Genomic DNA, 15,961 nt, shown 5'->3' with positions numbered 1-15,961 from the left:
CTCTCTATGATCTATCCTGATGAACACATGCTCTATGCTCCGGTTGAATGGCAAGACTGCTCCGAAGGTTATACCGACATCCGTTACCACAAATCCGCAGACGGCATTGCTAAAATCACCATCAATCGTCCACAGGTACGTAACGCCTTTCGTCCGCTGACCGTGAAAGAGATGATCCAGGCGCTGGCAGATGCGCGCTATGACGACAACATCGGCGTGATTGTTCTGACCGGCGAAGGTGACAAAGCGTTTTGCTCCGGTGGCGATCAGAAAGTGCGCGGTGACTACGGCGGATACCAGGATGATGCGGGTACACACCACCTGAACGTGCTCGATTTCCAGCGTCAGATCCGTACCTGTCCAAAACCGGTCGTGGCGATGGTGGCAGGCTATTCCATCGGTGGCGGTCATGTGCTGCACATGATGTGCGATCTGACGATTGCCGCAGAGAACGCTATCTTCGGCCAGACTGGCCCGAAAGTGGGCTCTTTCGACGGCGGCTGGGGTGCCTCTTACATGGCGCGCATTGTCGGGCAGAAAAAAGCCCGCGAAATCTGGTTCCTGTGCCGTCAGTACAATGCTCAGGAAGCGCTGGATATGGGGCTGGTCAATACTGTCGTACCGATTGCCGATCTCGAAAAAGAGACCGTGCGCTGGTGTCGTGAAATGCTGCAAAACAGCCCGATGGCGCTGCGCTGCCTGAAAGCCGCGCTGAACGCCGACTGTGACGGTCAGGCGGGTCTGCAGGAACTGGCGGGCAACGCCACGATGCTGTTCTACATGACCGAAGAAGGTCAGGAAGGGCGCAACGCGTTTAACGAAAAACGCCAGCCAGATTTCAGCAAATACAAACGGAACCCGTAATGCGTCGCGCGCAGGTTTACCGCTGGCAGATACCGATGGACGCGGGTGTGGTACTGCGTGAACGGCGGTTAAAAAACCGTGACGGCTTCTTCGTTCATCTGCAGCAGGGTGAGCGGGAAGGCTGGGGGGAGGTTTCACCTCTGCCGGGCTTTAGCCTTGAGTCGCTGGATGACGCGCAGTCTGCATTACTGGCGTGGGCCGGAGAGTGGCGTGAGGGAGCGGATCCGGCGTTGCCGGACGTTCCTTCCGTGGCTTTTGGCATTAGCTGTGCGCTGGCTGAGCTCGACGGTAGTTTGCCTGAAGAGGCTAATTACCGTGCGGCACCGCTCTGCACCGGCGATCCGGACGAACTGTTCGCCCTGCTTTCCGCTATGCCCGGTGAGAAAGTGGCGAAAATCAAAGTTGGCCTGTACGAAGCGGTGAGAGACGGAATGGTCGCTAACCTCCTGCTGGAGGCGATCCCGGATCTGCATCTGCGTCTGGATGCTAACCGCGCGTGGACGCCACTTAAGGCACAGCAATTCGCGAAGTACGTCAATCCGGCATACCGCAGTCGCATTGCCTTCCTGGAAGAACCGTGTAAAACCCGCGATGATTCGCGTGCGTTTGCCCGGGAAACGGGGATTGCCATCGCCTGGGATGAAAGCCTGCGCGAAGCGGATTTTGAATTTGTCGCCGAACCCGGCGTCAGCGCGGTAGTGATTAAACCAACGCTGACCGGCAGTCTGGCGAAAGTGCGCGAGCAGGTCGCAGCGGCACATGCGTTGGGGTTGACGGCGGTGATCAGCTCCTCCATCGAATCCAGCCTTGGGCTGACCCAACTGGCACGTATCGCTGCCTGGTTAACGCCAGACACGATCCCGGGTCTCGACACGCTAAACCTGATGCAGGCTCAGCTTATTCGCCAGTGGCCGGACAGTCCGCTGCCGTGCCTCGACGTTGAGGCGCTGGAGCCATTGCGATGAGTTTTACCGACTGGCCGTGGCGGCACTGGTGTGCGCAGGCTGCCGATAAGCCGGCGCTGAGGCTGAACGATGAGGTGCTTACCTGGCAACAGCTATGTGCGCGTGTCGACCACCTTGCGGCAGGATTTCAGCAGCAGGGCGTCGGAGAGGGCGACGGTGTGCTGCTGCTGGCCCATAATCATCCGCAAACCTTGACGGCATGGCTGGCACTGCTCCAGTGCGGGGCGCGCATTCTTCCCGTTAACCCGCAGTTGCCGCGTCATCTGCTGGATGTTCTGCTTCCGCAGATGACCCTGCGCTTTGCGCTGGTGCTGGACGGCATCTACGACGATCTTCCCGTCCTGAACATGTACGAGCATGCTGGCGAACATCGCGTTACGTGGCAACCGGCGCGGTTGGCCTCGATGACGCTGACCTCCGGCTCCAGCGGGTTGCCGAAAGCGGCGGTCCATACCTGCGAAGCCCATCTTGCCAGCGCGCGTGGCGTGCTGGCGCTGATGCCCTACGGTGATGAGGATGACTGGTTACTTTCGCTGCCGCTGTTTCATGTTTCCGGTCAGGGGATTTTATGGCGCTGGTTGCAGGCCGGGGCACGTTTAACCGTTCGCGAAAAGCAGCCGCTTGAGCAGGCACTGCAGGGCTGTACCCACGCTTCTCTGGTACCGACACAGCTCTGGCGTCTGCTTAACACTCAGCATCATATTGCGCTGAAAGCCGTTCTGCTCGGCGGAGCGGCAATACCTGTTGAACTGACAGAGGAAGCGCGAAAACAGGGCGTTCGCACCCTCTGTGGCTATGGCTTGACGGAGTTTGCTTCAACAGTCTGTGCGAAAGAGGCGGACGGCGAGCCGGATGTGGGCGGTGTACTGCCGGGCAGAGAAGTGCAGGTGGTTGACGGTGAAGTCTGGATCAAAGCGCAAAGTATGGCCTCAGGCTACTGGCGTGACGGGGAGTTGATCCCGCTGACGAATGAGCAGGGCTGGTTCGCGACCCGCGATCGCGGTGAATGGCATGATGACCGGCTGACAATTCTGGGGCGTATGGACAACCTCTTTTTTAGCGGTGGAGAAGGGATCCAGCCCGAAAGTCTTGAGCGGGTTATCGCCCGTCATCCGCAAATTAACCAGGTGTTTATCGTTCCGCTGGACGATGCCGAGTTTGGGCAGCGCCCGGTAGCCGTGGTGGAGTGTGAACCGGGAACGGATATCACCTGTTTACCTGACTGGGTCCGGGATAAACTGGCGCGTTTTCAGCAACCCGTCCGGTGGCTAGTGTTGCCGACTGAGCTCAAAAATGGCGGCATTAAGGTCTCCCGTCGCGCGCTGCAACAGTGGGTGAATGCATCGCTTCAGGGATAGTAGCCGTTTCAAATAGTTACAATCTACCGACTTGCCGCACGCAGAGTGCTTGATCCCATGGAGACTCCGGTTAAAATCTCGCGGTTTTGGGACTTCTTTATAATAATTGTGCGGGATCACGACAATGAAAAAAGTGGCATTACTGGGCTTCGGCCTGATGGTTGTTTCTGCGGCGGCTAACGCCATTAGCATTAACGGCTCGGCGGGTCAGGATTACACCCACCTGGGCTTTGGCATGGGCACCGAGACTTCTGGTCTGGCAATGACCGGTGGCTGGACACATAACGATGACGACGGCGACGCAGCCAGTCTTGGCCTGGGTCTGAACATTCCTCTTGGTCCGTTCCTGGCCACTGTCGGCGGTAAAGGTATTTATACCAACCCGAACGACGGTGATGAAGGCTATGCGGCGGCAGTGGGCGGCGGTCTGCAGTGGAAAATTGGCGACAGCTTCGGTCTGTTTGGTGAGTATTACTATTCCCCGGACTCGCTCTCCAGCGGCATTGAAAGCTATGAAGAAGCCAACGCCGGTGCGCGCTGGACCATCATGCGTCCAATTACCATCGAAGCAGGCTATCGCTACCTGAACCTGGCCGGTAAAGACGGCAACCGTGACAACGCGCTGGCCGACGGCCCTTACGTGGGCGTCAGCGCAGGTTTCTAATCACTCCGGCGCGACATTCTGTCGCGCCAGTTTCTCTCTTCTCCATCCTGCGTTTGCGTTATAGTGTTTTGACCATTTAAGCGGGAGAACATAATGATTAACGTGGAGATGTTATCCACCGGCGATGAAGTGCTGCATGGACAGATTATCGACACCAATGCTGCCTGGCTTGCCGATCTTTTCTTTGAGCAAGGATTACCGTTAACGCGCCGCAACACGGTGGGCGACAATCTTGAGTCACTGGTCAATATCCTGCGTGAGCGCAGCGAACAGTGTGACGTGCTGATTGTGAATGGCGGACTTGGCCCCACCAGTGACGATCTCAGCGCACTGGCCGCCGCCACAGCAAAAGGTGAAGGGCTGGTGCTGCACGAGGCGTGGCTCTCGCAGATGGAGCGCTTTTTCTCCGAACGTGGCCGCGTCATGGCACCCAGCAACCGCAAACAAGCTGAAATTCCCGCCAGCGCTGAGTTGGTTGACAACCCGGTCGGTACCGCATGTGGATTTGCCATGCAGCTGAACCGCTGCCTGATGTTCTTCACGCCGGGCGTACCCTCAGAATTTAAAGTGATGGTCGAGCAGCAGATCCTGCCGCGCCTTCGCGACCGTTTTACCCTGCCTGAACCGCCGCTTTGCCTGCGTCTGACCACTTTTGGCCGCTCGGAAAGCGACCTGGCCCAGAGTCTTGATCACCTGCAACTGCCGCCAGACGTATCAATGGGGTATCGGTCCTCCATGCCGATCATTGAACTCAAGCTGACGGGGCCTGCAGAGCAGAAAGCGGCGATGCTGGCACTCTGGCCTGAGGTGCAGCGTGTGGCGGGTGAAAGCCTGATCTTCGAAGGGACGGAAGGGTTGCCCGCGCAGATTGCGAAGCAGCTGCAGTCTCGTCAGCTGAGCGTGACCTTAAGCGAGCAGTTCACCGGCGGCCTGCTGGCGCTGCAGCTGTCGCGCGTCAATGCGCCGCTGTTGGCCAGCGAAGTGGTGCCGTTCCAGCAGGAGACGCTGGCGCAGACCGCCCGTTGGGCTTCTGAAAGAAGGGTAAAACATTTTGCCGGGCTGGCGCTGTTTGTCGGTGGGCTGGATGAGGAATACCTGAACTTTGCGCTGGCGACACCGGAAGGCACGTATGCCCTGAGGGTAAAAATGAGTATCACCCGCCACAGCCTGGCGATACGGCAGGAAGTTTGCGCCATGATGGCGCTGAACATGCTGCGCCGCTGGTTGAATGGCAAAGAGGTTGCCAGCGAGCACGGCTGGATAAACGTTGTCGAGTCGCTGTTCGTTGAGTAAAACACTGACCGGGGCTTCTCGCCCCGGCCATGTTCAGCCCAGAGCCCTCGCCAGTATGGTGATCGGATGTTCGCAGCGCTTGCTGGTGGACATCTCTATTTGCCACTTGCAGGTTTCGCAGTCGGTTACCACGATATCCGCGCCGCTTTCCTCAATCTGACGGAACAGTGGGGCGCCAATCGCCTGTGACGTTTCGTAATTTTCACTTTTGAAGCCGTACGTTCCCGCAATACCGCAGCAGCGGGAATCCAGCACCGTCAGCTCCAGCCCAGGAATTAAGCGTAGCAGTTCAAGCGTATAGAGCGACCAGCCCATTTTTTCCATGTGGCAGGGCGTGTGATACACCACTTTCAGCGGCAATTTCCCCAGCGGCAACGTCTGCCCGCTATCCAGTTTGCGCCACAGGAAGCGTGTTGCCAGTTCAATGTGCTCGCGCAGCCCGGTGTTATCCACGTCCAGCAGATGCGGGTACTCATCTCGCAGGGTGAAGGTACAGGTAGACGAGGTGGCCAGCACCGGAATCCCCCTGTCGACGATGGCTTCACGCAGTGAGGTGACATTGCTTTTGGCCTGCTTGCGCGCTTTATCCGTAAATCCGTTGGCGATCAGTGGTACACCGCAGCATTTTTCCTTACTAAGTAACTGTACGCCCGTCCCCATCGCATTCAGCACTTTAAGCAGATCTTTACCCAACTGCGGGTGGTTGTAATTCACATAGCAGCCATGGAAGAACGCCACCTGTTCGGCATACTGCGCCTGTTGCGCCGCGACGGATTTATACCAGCGACGGAAGGTACCGTGAGAATATTTCGGCAGGCTGCGGTGATGGTCTATTTTAAGCGTCGCATCCAGCAGCTGGCGCACCGGTTTGAGCGCTGTCGCCGCATTCACCAGCGGGGCGAACGGCGTCGAGATGCTCCCCATCAAATCGGTGTGACTGAGAATGGCATCCCGCAATGATGGCTTTTGCGTGCTATAACGCGCCCGGGCGCGCTGGATAATGTCGCCAATGTTGACATCTGATGGGCAGGCAACTTCACAGCGTTTGCAGTTGATGCAGTACTTCAGCGCCTCATCATACAGCTTGCCGTCCTTCAGACGCAGACGCTCACCGTCCGGCCCGGCCTGTTTCGGACCAGGATAACGTGGATTTACGCCGCTGACCGGGCAGACGGTAGTACACACCGTGCATTTAATGCAGCTTTCGAAACGGGTATCGCTCATTGTTCAGCCTCCATGCGCTGGCTAATCTGCTCTGCCACATACAGCGCCGTGACGGCGCAGACCCCGCCACCGCAGCCCTGGGCGATAGGATCATATCCGCCAAGAAGCGAGCCGATAGCAAAGAGATTCCTGACTGACTTACCCGAAAGTTGCGGGTGCAGGTGGTTATCGACAATGACGCCGAACTGTTGCCAGGGCTGTGGCGTGAAGAAATCACTCTGATACCAGTCCGCGCGGGAGGCGCTTTGCCGGACATCCAGACCCATTATGGCTTCGCGGATGCCGTCCCGACTGCTCAGCAGCCCGTTACTGAAGAAACTGCCGCTTGCCAGCACCGTAAAGCGGGCGCGAAGCGGAATATCATCGTGGTTGCGCGTCCAGATTTCGCTCACTTCCCCGTCAGTCAGGGTGATTTTTTTCACCTCATCACCCGCCATCCAGACGCCACCCTGCGCAACAAATTTGCGCTGGAGCTGGGTATGCAGGCGAATACCGGGAACCGAAGGGGGGAGCGTTGGCAGTAAACCGAGTGTGCAGGGCAGTCGATCGGACAGCCAGCGCCAGAGTCGATTGTCGTTTAAGCCAAAGCAGGCGGGCATAAAAAGCGCATCGCACCCTTCTGCAAGCGGTTTGAGCGCCTCATACAGCAGCGGCCATCTCTCTTCATGATCAAGAAAACGGGCAATATTCACCGCGCGAAACTCGCTCGGGTTGTCGCGCAGGACATCAAGCTCAGGCAGCTCTATTTCTGCCGTTTCAGCGTTTACCCCCTGGCGACAAAGTGATGCCGCCGCGAGATGGGGCTGAAAATCCAGAAAACCGCTAATACCTACCACCCGCACACGCGCTGAGTTGAGCGGGGTAACGGGCACCTCCTCCGGGCTGAGCCAGGCGGAGCGTAGGGTGCCGAGTGGTGTAACACGCTGATGATTTTGCCTGGCGCTTCCCTGCAGACGAGCGCCGCAATCCGCCAGTAGCGCTTCGGTTTCCAGGGCAAAGCGATCGATATGCTGCGCGCCTGTCAGGTGATAAGGGTGCTCTGGCGGAAGTTTTTCTCGGTACGTTTCGTCCACCAGATCCAGCGAGCCCGACGAGAAGTGCAGGGCGCTCTGACCCCGGGTGATAATGGCGCAGCGTAGCCCCTGTTTTGTGAGTTTGATGCCACAGAGCAGACCCGCCAGCCCGCCGCCGACGATCACGGTATCAAATTTCATCGTGTTGCTCCTTCTCCAGACCGCAAAGCCCCTGGTAGACCCAGCGGGTAAATTCACTTTCACGCAGAGCATCGCCCCAGGCGACAGGCTGAATACCTTTCCAGCGCTCGTTTAAAAAAGCACTGAGTTGATCGAGCGACTGGGTCGCGGTGGTGGTATGAAAGCGTTGCAATAACCCGGCGGCACGGCAGGCGCACAATTCACCCTGACACGTCCCCATTCCAACCCGGGTGCGGCGGCGGAGATCGAGCAGAGAATTGACGGTCAGATTTTCCACCGCATATTGTACTTCGCCCGCGGTTACGGCTTCGCACTCGCAGACCAGGCTGCGACTAAGCCGGCCTTCGCCGAGCCAGACCGGCGTCCTGTCACCATGACGATAGATGGCCGAACCGCGCAGGGGAGCGGGCAGGGAGATAATTTTTTGCAGCGTCTTCTCGGTAGACTGACGTGAGCCGGGCAGGGGCTGTTCTGCCGTTTTGCACGGCTCGGTGTTGCCCAGTTTGCGGCAGACGGCATCGGTTGCCCATTCGGCCATCAGACGATAGGTCATCAGTTTGCCACCGGTGATGGTGATAAACCCTTCCATGCCGTCGCGTTCAGCATGATCGAGCAGCACAATGCCCCGGCTGACGTTACGCCCGCTTGGGTCGTTATCGCTGGCAACTAACGGACGCACACCCGCGTAGGCGCGCAGCATCCGGGTCTGCGCCATCACCGGGGCCAGTTTTTCCCCTTCACGCAGCAGAATATCCACTTCTTCAGCAGTGACGCGGTTGTAATCAATCTCGCTATAGTCCACGTGGGTTGAGGTGGTACCGATTAATGAAATGGTATCGCCCGGAACCAGAATATCGGCATCAGACGGTTTACGGCAGCGGTTAATCACATGGTTATTGATGCGATGGTCGAGGATCAGCAGCGAGCCTTTTGCCGGAAACATGCGAACGGACAAGTCGGCATACTCCGCAATCCGCTGCCCCCAGATCCCCGCCGCATTGACGACCACGGAAGCATACAGTTCGCTGTGTTCGTTATATTGCGTATTAAAAAGCCGCACGCCACGGACGCGGTTACCTTCCCGGATAAGCCCGGTCACTTCATGCCCGGTCAGGATGTGCGCGCCATGTTCGCGGGCATCAAGCATATTGGCGGCCGTCAGGCGGAAAGGATCAACCGTGCCGTCTGGCACTTTTACCGCCCCTGTCAGGATCGGGTTGACGGAGGGCTCAATGCGCCGCGCCAGGGCCGGGTCAATGGCCTCGGCCTGAATCCCCGCCGCGCGACAGGCGGTAATAAAGGTAGCCTGAAAGGCGAGATCGTCTTCGGGAAGCGTGATAAACAAGCCGTCTGTAGGTTCAATGCAGTGGCGAGCAATCCGCCGCAGGATCTGGTTTTCGGCAATACATTCACGAGCCGATTCGCCATCGGTAACGGCGTAGCGGGCACCGCTGTGAAGCAGGCCATGATTGCGCCCGGTGGCACCTGTCGCAATATCATGGCGCTCCAGAAGCGTGACGCTCAACCCCCTGAGTGCGCAATCACGTGCGATGCCGGCACCGGTCGCACCGCCGCCAATGATAATCACATCGCTGTAGCGTGGATCGTGAATTGTCATTGTCATCCCTCTGTGTTCGTTTTTTTACCATTTAGCCACATGAAAACTATGGTTTGTTTGATTTCGAACACAAACGAGCGAAATTCGAAAGTGAAACGTGATTTCATGCGCTTTTTTGCGCATTCTGTCATATTTCTGTAACAATCTGTGCGTTGATTCACAGTAACAATCACCGTGATTTCTTAACATCGCCGCCTCTCTGGAGTATGGGGCAGTAAAACCCCAGTAAATTCAATACCTGGCCACGGAGGCTGTCATGCTCAGTATCTTCAAACCCGCGCCGCATCGTGCGCGTCTGCCTGAGGCAGAAATTGATCCGCTATACCGTCGTCTGCGTTGGCAAATTTTCCTGGGGATTTTCTTCGGGTACGCGGCGTACTACCTGGTGCGTAAAAACTTCGCGCTCGCCATGCCTTATCTGGTGGAGCAGGGCTTTTCGCGGGGGGATTTAGGGTTCGCGCTGTCGGGAATTTCGATTGCCTACGGTTTTTCCAAATTCATCATGGGTTCCGTGTCGGATCGCTCGAACCCGCGTGTGTTTCTGCCAGCCGGTCTGATCCTGGCGGCAGCGGTGATGTTGTTTATGGGCTTTGTGCCGTGGGCAACCTCCAGTATTGCCATCATGTTCGTGCTGCTGTTCCTCTGCGGCTGGTTCCAGGGAATGGGATGGCCACCATGCGGACGCACCATGGTGCACTGGTGGTCGCAGAAGGAACGTGGCGGCATCGTGTCGGTATGGAACTGTGCGCATAACGTGGGAGGCGGTATTCCACCGCTGCTGTTCCTGTTGGGGATGGCCTGGTTCAACGACTGGCACGCGGCGCTCTATATGCCTGCTTTTGGTGCTATCGTCGTGGCGATTATCGCTTTCGCGCTGATGCGCGACACGCCTCAGTCCTGCGGTTTGCCTCCGATCGAAGAGTACAAAAACGACTATCCGGATGATTACAGCAAGGAGCACGAAGAAGAGCTGACTGCAAAACAGATCTTCATGAAGTACGTCCTGCCGAACAAGCTGCTGTGGTACATCGCGGTGGCGAACGTGTTCGTTTACCTGCTGCGCTATGGCATCCTCGACTGGTCGCCAACCTACCTGAAAGAGGTGAAGCACTTCGCGCTGGATAAATCCTCCTGGGCCTACTTCCTGTACGAATATGCCGGGATCCCAGGCACGCTGCTTTGCGGCTGGATGTCGGACAAAGTGTTTAAAGGTAACCGCGGTGCGACAGGCGTGTTCTTTATGACCCTGGTGACCATCGCCACCGTGGTGTACTGGCTCAACCCGCCGGGCAACCCATCAGTAGATATGGCCTGCATGATTGTCATCGGCTTCCTGATTTACGGTCCGGTGATGCTGATCGGTCTGCACGCGCTGGAGCTGGCGCCGAAAAAAGCGGCGGGCACGGCGGCAGGCTTTACCGGCCTGTTTGGCTACCTCGGCGGGTCGGTCGCGGCAAGCGCCATTGTGGGCTATACCGTTGACTTCTTCGGCTGGGACGGCGGCTTTATGGTGATGATTGGCGGTAGCGTGCTGGCGGTTCTGCTGCTGATTGTTGTGATGATCGGCGAAAAACGTCACCACGCTGAAGTGCTGGCGCGTCGTCAATAAGGAGCATTGCGATGAAATTAACTCAGTTAGCTACCAGTCTGCTGCTGGCAGGCCTGATGACAGGCTCTGCGCTGGCGGCAGATAAAATCGTTATTGCCCACCGCGGCGCAAGCGGCTATCTGCCGGAGCATACGCTCCCGGCAAAAGCGATGGCCTATGCGCAGGGCGCGGATTACCTGGAGCAGGATCTGGTGATGACGAAGGACGACCATCTGGTCGTCCTGCATGACCACTATCTTGACCGCGTGACGGACGTGGCGGAGCGTTTCCCGGACCGCGCCCGCAAAGATGGCCGTTTCTACGCCATCGACTTCACGCTGGCGGAAATTCGCTCGCTGAAGTTTACCGAAGGCTTTGAGATCGAAAACGGCAAGAAGGTGCAGGTCTATCCGGGACGCTTCCCGATGGGCAAATCTGACTTCCGGATCCATACCTTCCAGGAAGAGATTGAGTTTGTTCAGGGGCTGAACCACTCAACCGGTAAAAATATCGGTATCTACCCGGAAATCAAAGCGCCGTGGTTCCACCACCAGGAAGGGAAAGACATTGCGGCCAAAACGCTGGACGTACTCAAGCAGTACGGATACACCAGCAAGAAGGACAAGGTGTATCTGCAGTGTTTTGACGCCGCTGAGTTGAAGCGCATCAAAACCGAGCTGGAGCCGAAGAGGGGGATGGATCTCAATCTGGTGCAGCTGATTGCCTATACCGACTGGAACGAAACCCAGGAGAAGCAGCCGGACGGGAAGTGGGTGAACTACAACTACGACTGGATGTTTAAGCCGGGTGCGATGAAGCAGATAGCGCAGTACGCCGATGGCATCGGGCCGGATTATCACATGCTGGTGGCGGAAGGCTCAACGCCTGGGCACGTGAAGTTGACGGCGATGGTGAAAGAGGCGCATGCCAGCAAGATGCAGGTCCATCCGTACACGGTGCGTGCAGACCAGTTGCCGCCGTATGCCACGGACGTGAATCAGCTTTACGACGTGCTGTATAACCAGGCGGGCGTGGACGGACTGTTTACGGATTTCCCGGATAAAGCAGTGACGTTCTTAAAATAGAAAAAGGGCCGTAAGGCCCTTTTTTACATCTCGATCTCGATATCGCCTTTTGCCCGGCAGCAGCAGGGCAAAATTTCCCCTTCACTGATAAAGGCCAGCGGCTCGGTCAGCCAGTCCACCTGACCTGTCACCAGACGGCAGCGACAGGAGCCGCAATAGCCTTCACGACACTGATACTCAACCGCCACCTGGTTCGCCTCAAGCGCCACCAGCAGAGAAGGGTGCTCTTCCTGACACAGCACTTCGGTGCCAGAAAGACGTAGCGTTACGCGTGTCATCAGAGCTGGAAGTTGCTCAGGTCGTCAGTATCAACTTCGGAGTCAATCTGACCGACCAGGTAAGAACTCACTTCCACTTCCTGCGGCGCAACCTGCACGTTATCCGATACCAGCCAGGTGTTGATCCACGGGATGGGGTTGGAGCGCGTCTGGAACGGCAGGTCGAGGCCGACAGCCTGCATACGGATGTTGGTGATGTACTCAACGTACTGGCACAGAATGTCTTTGTTCAGGCCAATCATGGAGCCGTCGCGGAACAGGTAGTCTGCCCACTCTTTCTCCTGCTGGGCCGCCAGCACGAACAGGTCATAGCACTCCTGTTTGCACTCTTCGGCGATTTCCGCCATTTCCGGGTCGTCCACGCCGCTGCGCAGCAAGTTCAGCATGTGCTGGGTGCCGGTCAGGTGCAGGGCTTCGTCACGGGCGATAAGACGGATGATTTTGGCGTTACCTTCCATCAGCTTGCGTTCGGCAAAGGCGAAAGAGCAGGCAAAGCTCACGTAGAAGCGAATGGCTTCCAGCGCGTTGACGCTCATCAGGCACAGATACAGCTGTTTTTTCAGCGCACGCAGGTTCACGGTAACAGTTTTGCCGTTCACGTTATGGGTGCCTTCGCCCAGCAGATGCCAGTAACTGGTCATCTCGATCAGTTCGTCGTAGTAGTGAGCAATGCCTTCTGCGCGTTTCTGGATCTGCTCGTTAGTGACGATATCGTCAAACACCACCGCCGGATCGTTAACGATATTGCGAATGATATGGGTGTAAGAACGGGAGTGGATCGTCTCAGAGAACGCCCAGGTTTCCACCCAGGTTTCCAGTTCCGGAATGGAGATCAGCGGCAGCAGCGCCACGTTCGGGCTGCGGCCCTGAATGGAGTCCAGCAGCGTCTGGTACTTCAGGTTGCTGATGAAGATATGTTTTTCGTGATCCGGCAGCGACTGGTAATCAATACGGTCGCGGGAGACGTCAACCTCTTCCGGGCGCCAGAAGAAGGAGAGTTGCTTTTCAATCAGCTTTTCGAAGATGTCATATTTTTGCTGATCGTAGCGTGCCACGTTGACTGGCTGGCCGAAGAACATCGGCTCTTTGAGCTGGTCGTTTTTCGTCTGTGAAAAGGTGGTGTATGCCATGAATTGGAGTCCTGTCTTACGAAATAAAGGCGGGGAAATCCCCGCCCTTTATTAGATCTTACATGCGCCGCTTTCGCAGCCATCGTCCTGAATTGACGGTACAAGGTCGTCCTGCGCGTCTTCTGCACCATCACGGGTGTTGTGATAGTACAGGGTTTTCACGCCAAATTTATAGGCAGTGAGCAGGTCTTTCAGCAGTTGCTGCATCGGTACCTTACCTGACGGGAAGCGCGTTGGGTCGTAGTTGGTGTTTGCAGAGATCGACTGGTCGATAAACTTCTGCATGATCCCAACCAGCTGCAGGTAGCCGTCGTTGTTTGGCATTTCCCACAGCAGCTCGTAGTTGTTACCCAGCGTCTCGTAATCCGGCACCACCTGGCGCAGAACACCGTCTTTCGACGCTTTAATACTGACGTGGCCGCGAGGTGGCTCGATACCGTTGGTGGCGTTAGAGATCTGTGAAGAGGTCTCAGACGGCATCAGGGCAGAGAGCGTAGAGTTACGCAGTCCATAAGTCTTAATGGATTCGCGAAGGCCTTCCCAGTCCAGATGCAGCGGCTCGCTGACAATCGCGTCCAGATCTTTTTTGTAGGTATCGATCGGCATAATGCCTTTCGCGTAGGTGGTTTCGTTAAACCACGGGCACGCACCTTGCTCTTTCGCCAGCTCGTTGGACGCTTTCATCAGGTAATACTGAATAGCTTCAAACGTCTGGTGGGTCAGGTTATTGGCGCTGCCGTCAGAGTAACGCTTGCCGTTTTTCGCCAGCCAGTAGGCAAAGTTGATCACGCCAATGCCCAGGGTACGACGACCCATTGCACCACGTTTAGCGGCCGGGATTGGGTAATCCTGGTAGTCCAGCAGGGCATCCAGCGCACGAACCGCCAGCACGGCCAGCTCTTCCAGCTCGTCGAGGCTCTTAATCGCACCCAGGTTGAACGCAGACAGCGTACACAGCGCAATTTCACCGTTTTCGTCGTTAACATCGTCCAGCGGCTTGGTCGGCAGGGCGATTTCCAGGCACAGGTTAGACTGGCGCACTGGCGCAACAGCCGGATCAAACGGGCTGTGGGTGTTGCAGTGGTCAACGTTCTGGATGTAGATACGGCCGGTAGAGGCACGTTCCTGCATCATCAGAGAGAACAGGTCTACCGCTTTCACACGCTGTTTACGGATACTGTCGTCTTTCTCATATTTGGTGTACAGACGTTCGAACTCATCCTGATCAGCGAAGAACGCGTCGTACAGGCCAGGGACGTCAGACGGGCTGAACAGGGTGATGTCTTCACCTTTCAGCAGACGGGTGTACATCAATTTGTTGATCTGTACGCCGTAGTCCATGTGACGCACGCGGTTGCCTTCCACGCCACGGTTGTTTTTCAGTACCAGCAGGCTTTCCACTTCCAGGTGCCACATCGGGTAGAACAGGGTCGCAGCACCGCCGCGTACGCCGCCCTGAGAGCAGGATTTCACCGCCGTCTGGAAGTGCTTATAGAACGGGATACAGCCGGTGTGGAATGCTTCACCGCCGCGAATTGGGCTGCCCAGAGCACGGATGCGACCGGCGTTGATACCGATACCAGCACGCTGGGAAACGTATTTCACAATGGCGCTGGAGGTGGCGTTGATAGAATCCAGGCTGTCACCACACTCGATCAGCACGCAGGAGCTGAACTGGCGGGTAGGGGTGCGCACGCCAGACATGATTGGCGTAGGCAGAGAAATTTTGAACGTGGATACCGCATCATAGAAACGCTTCACATATTCCAGACGGGTTTCACGTGGGTAGTTAGAGAACAGGCAAGCGGCCACCAGAATATAGAGGAACTGGGCGCTTTCGTAGATCTCACCGGTCACACGGTTTTGAACCAGGTATTTGCCTTCGAGCTGCTTCACCGCCGCGTAGGAGAAGTTCATGTCGCGCCAGTGATCGATAAACCCGTTCATCTGCTCGAACTCTTCTTCCGTATAGTCTTCCAGCAGATGCGTGTCGTATTTGCCCAGCTCAACCATTTTCACTACGTGATCGTAAAGCGCAGGCGGCTCAAACTGGCCGTAGGCTTTTTTGCGCAGGTGGAAAATGGCCAGGCGTGCAGCCAGGTACTGATAATCCGGTGCTTCACGGGAGATCAGATCCGCCGCCGCTTTAATGATGGTTTCATGGATATCAGACGTTTTGATGCCGTCGTAGAACTGGATGTGAGATTTCAGTTCAACCTGGGAGATAGATACGTTGTTCAGTCCTTCTGCTGCCCAGTCGAGAACTCGATGGATTTTGTCCAGATTGATACGCTCGGTGGTACCGTCGCGCTTTGTCACCAGCAGACTCTGATTCATGTGGGTTTTACCTGTCCGTGAAATAAAAAATATCCCCCGTTTATCCACAGATCCGTCTTGTGACTAACTCTGTGGATAAATACTACATATAGGGGGTTTGCGATAAGAAAAACGCTATATGGTGAGTATTCTAGTATCGATTCTTTTCAGCACAAGGGTTGATTTTGACGTTAAATTGAGGTTGTGAAAGGGTAAAAAAGCGTAAGTCCTCGTACCGTAAGGCCTGGAAGACATGTCAATAATTAAGAAAAAAAATTCAAAATTTGATCGAGTGCTGATTTCTTCAACGAGAGGTCAGAATTGCGCAACATGATGTCGCGCAATCTTTATAAGAATAACAGAT

13 protein-coding genes are annotated in these 15,961 nt (G+C 56.3%); 7 read left to right on the top strand and 6 right to left on the bottom strand.

All coding sequences use genetic code 11. The features are described from left to right. Nucleotides 1-6: 6 nt before the first annotated feature. From menB to ACLHV9_RS16330, 5 genes are all read left to right on the top strand, one after another. The gene (gene menB, locus ACLHV9_RS16350; protein WP_080328564.1) at nt 7-864 is read left to right on the top strand and encodes a 1,4-dihydroxy-2-naphthoyl-CoA synthase; all 858 of its coding nucleotides are present in this window, start codon (nt 7-9) and stop codon (nt 862-864) included. Then, nucleotides 864-1,829 carry an o-succinylbenzoate synthase gene (gene menC / locus ACLHV9_RS16345; RefSeq protein ID WP_407220839.1) on the top strand — a complete coding sequence of 322 codons (966 nt, stop codon included), beginning with the start codon at nt 864-866 and terminating at the stop codon, nt 1,827-1,829. Before menB ends, menC begins: the two co-directional genes overlap by 1 nt. After that, nucleotides 1,826-3,187, top strand: a complete 1,362-nt coding sequence (menE, locus tag ACLHV9_RS16340) for an o-succinylbenzoate--CoA ligase (RefSeq protein WP_407220838.1) — start codon at nt 1,826-1,828, stop codon at nt 3,185-3,187. The genes menC and menE overlap by 4 nt, the downstream gene beginning before the upstream one ends. Before the next feature lie 124 nt (nt 3,188-3,311). Beyond that, the gene (locus ACLHV9_RS16335) at nt 3,312-3,851 is read left to right on the top strand and encodes a YfaZ family outer membrane protein (RefSeq protein WP_028016260.1); all 540 of its coding nucleotides are present in this window, start codon (nt 3,312-3,314) and stop codon (nt 3,849-3,851) included. A gap of 93 nt (nt 3,852-3,944) precedes the next feature. Further along, nucleotides 3,945-5,144 carry a nicotinamide mononucleotide deamidase-related protein YfaY gene (locus tag ACLHV9_RS16330; protein ID WP_407220837.1) on the top strand — a complete coding sequence of 400 codons (1,200 nt, stop codon included), beginning with the start codon at nt 3,945-3,947 and terminating at the stop codon, nt 5,142-5,144. A 33-nt stretch (nt 5,145-5,177) separates the two neighbouring features. Here ACLHV9_RS16330 and glpC read toward each other — a convergent pair whose 3' ends face one another. The 3 genes from glpC to glpA are packed head-to-tail and all read right to left on the bottom strand — an operon-like array spanning nt 5,178 to nt 9,200. Beyond that, a complete protein-coding gene (gene glpC / locus ACLHV9_RS16325) occupies nt 5,178-6,368 on the bottom strand; it encodes an anaerobic glycerol-3-phosphate dehydrogenase subunit GlpC (protein ID WP_028016262.1) in 1,191 nt (396 codons plus the stop codon). Continuing rightward, nucleotides 6,365-7,582 carry a glycerol-3-phosphate dehydrogenase subunit GlpB gene (gene glpB / locus ACLHV9_RS16320; protein ID WP_028016263.1) on the bottom strand — a complete coding sequence of 406 codons (1,218 nt, stop codon included), beginning with the start codon at nt 7,580-7,582 and terminating at the stop codon, nt 6,365-6,367. Before glpB ends, glpC begins: the two co-directional genes overlap by 4 nt. Beyond that, complete coding sequence (gene glpA, locus ACLHV9_RS16315) at nt 7,572-9,200, bottom strand: anaerobic glycerol-3-phosphate dehydrogenase subunit A (RefSeq protein ID WP_407220836.1); 1,629 nt, start codon at nt 9,198-9,200, stop codon at nt 7,572-7,574. The genes glpB and glpA overlap by 11 nt, the downstream gene beginning before the upstream one ends. 256 nt (nt 9,201-9,456) lie before the next feature. Here glpA and glpT point away from each other — a divergent pair, with 256 nt between their 5' ends. Beyond that, on the top strand, nt 9,457-10,809 hold the full coding sequence (glpT, locus tag ACLHV9_RS16310) for a glycerol-3-phosphate transporter (protein ID WP_032659131.1): 1,353 nt from the start codon (nt 9,457-9,459) through the stop codon (nt 10,807-10,809). 11 nt (nt 10,810-10,820) lie between these two features. After that, on the top strand, nt 10,821-11,873 hold the full coding sequence (glpQ, locus tag ACLHV9_RS16305; protein ID WP_407220834.1) for a glycerophosphodiester phosphodiesterase: 1,053 nt from the start codon (nt 10,821-10,823) through the stop codon (nt 11,871-11,873). A 23-nt stretch (nt 11,874-11,896) separates the two neighbouring features. Here the strand turns inward: glpQ and yfaE are convergent, their stop codons facing one another. Genes yfaE through nrdA form a run of 3 tightly spaced genes read right to left on the bottom strand, consistent with a single transcriptional unit; the run spans nt 11,897 to nt 15,618 of the window. Then, nucleotides 11,897-12,151 carry a class I ribonucleotide reductase maintenance protein YfaE gene (gene yfaE / locus ACLHV9_RS16300; RefSeq protein WP_028016267.1) on the bottom strand — a complete coding sequence of 85 codons (255 nt, stop codon included), beginning with the start codon at nt 12,149-12,151 and terminating at the stop codon, nt 11,897-11,899. Further along, nucleotides 12,151-13,281, bottom strand: a complete 1,131-nt coding sequence (gene nrdB / locus ACLHV9_RS16295) for a class Ia ribonucleoside-diphosphate reductase subunit beta (RefSeq protein WP_028016268.1) — start codon at nt 13,279-13,281, stop codon at nt 12,151-12,153. Before nrdB ends, yfaE begins: the two co-directional genes overlap by 1 nt. Nucleotides 13,282-13,332: 51 nt before the next feature. Then, on the bottom strand, nt 13,333-15,618 hold the full coding sequence (gene nrdA, locus ACLHV9_RS16290) for a class 1a ribonucleoside-diphosphate reductase subunit alpha (RefSeq protein ID WP_028016269.1): 2,286 nt from the start codon (nt 15,616-15,618) through the stop codon (nt 13,333-13,335). Nucleotides 15,619-15,961: the final 343 nt, after the last annotated feature.

The sequence above is a fragment of the Enterobacter sp. CPE_E890 genome (assembly GCF_046521475.1).
Lineage (GTDB): Bacteria > Pseudomonadota > Gammaproteobacteria > Enterobacterales > Enterobacteriaceae > Enterobacter > Enterobacter adelaidei.
Note: the sequence above shows the minus strand (reverse complement) of the source record. Positions and strands in the feature narration are given on the sequence as shown.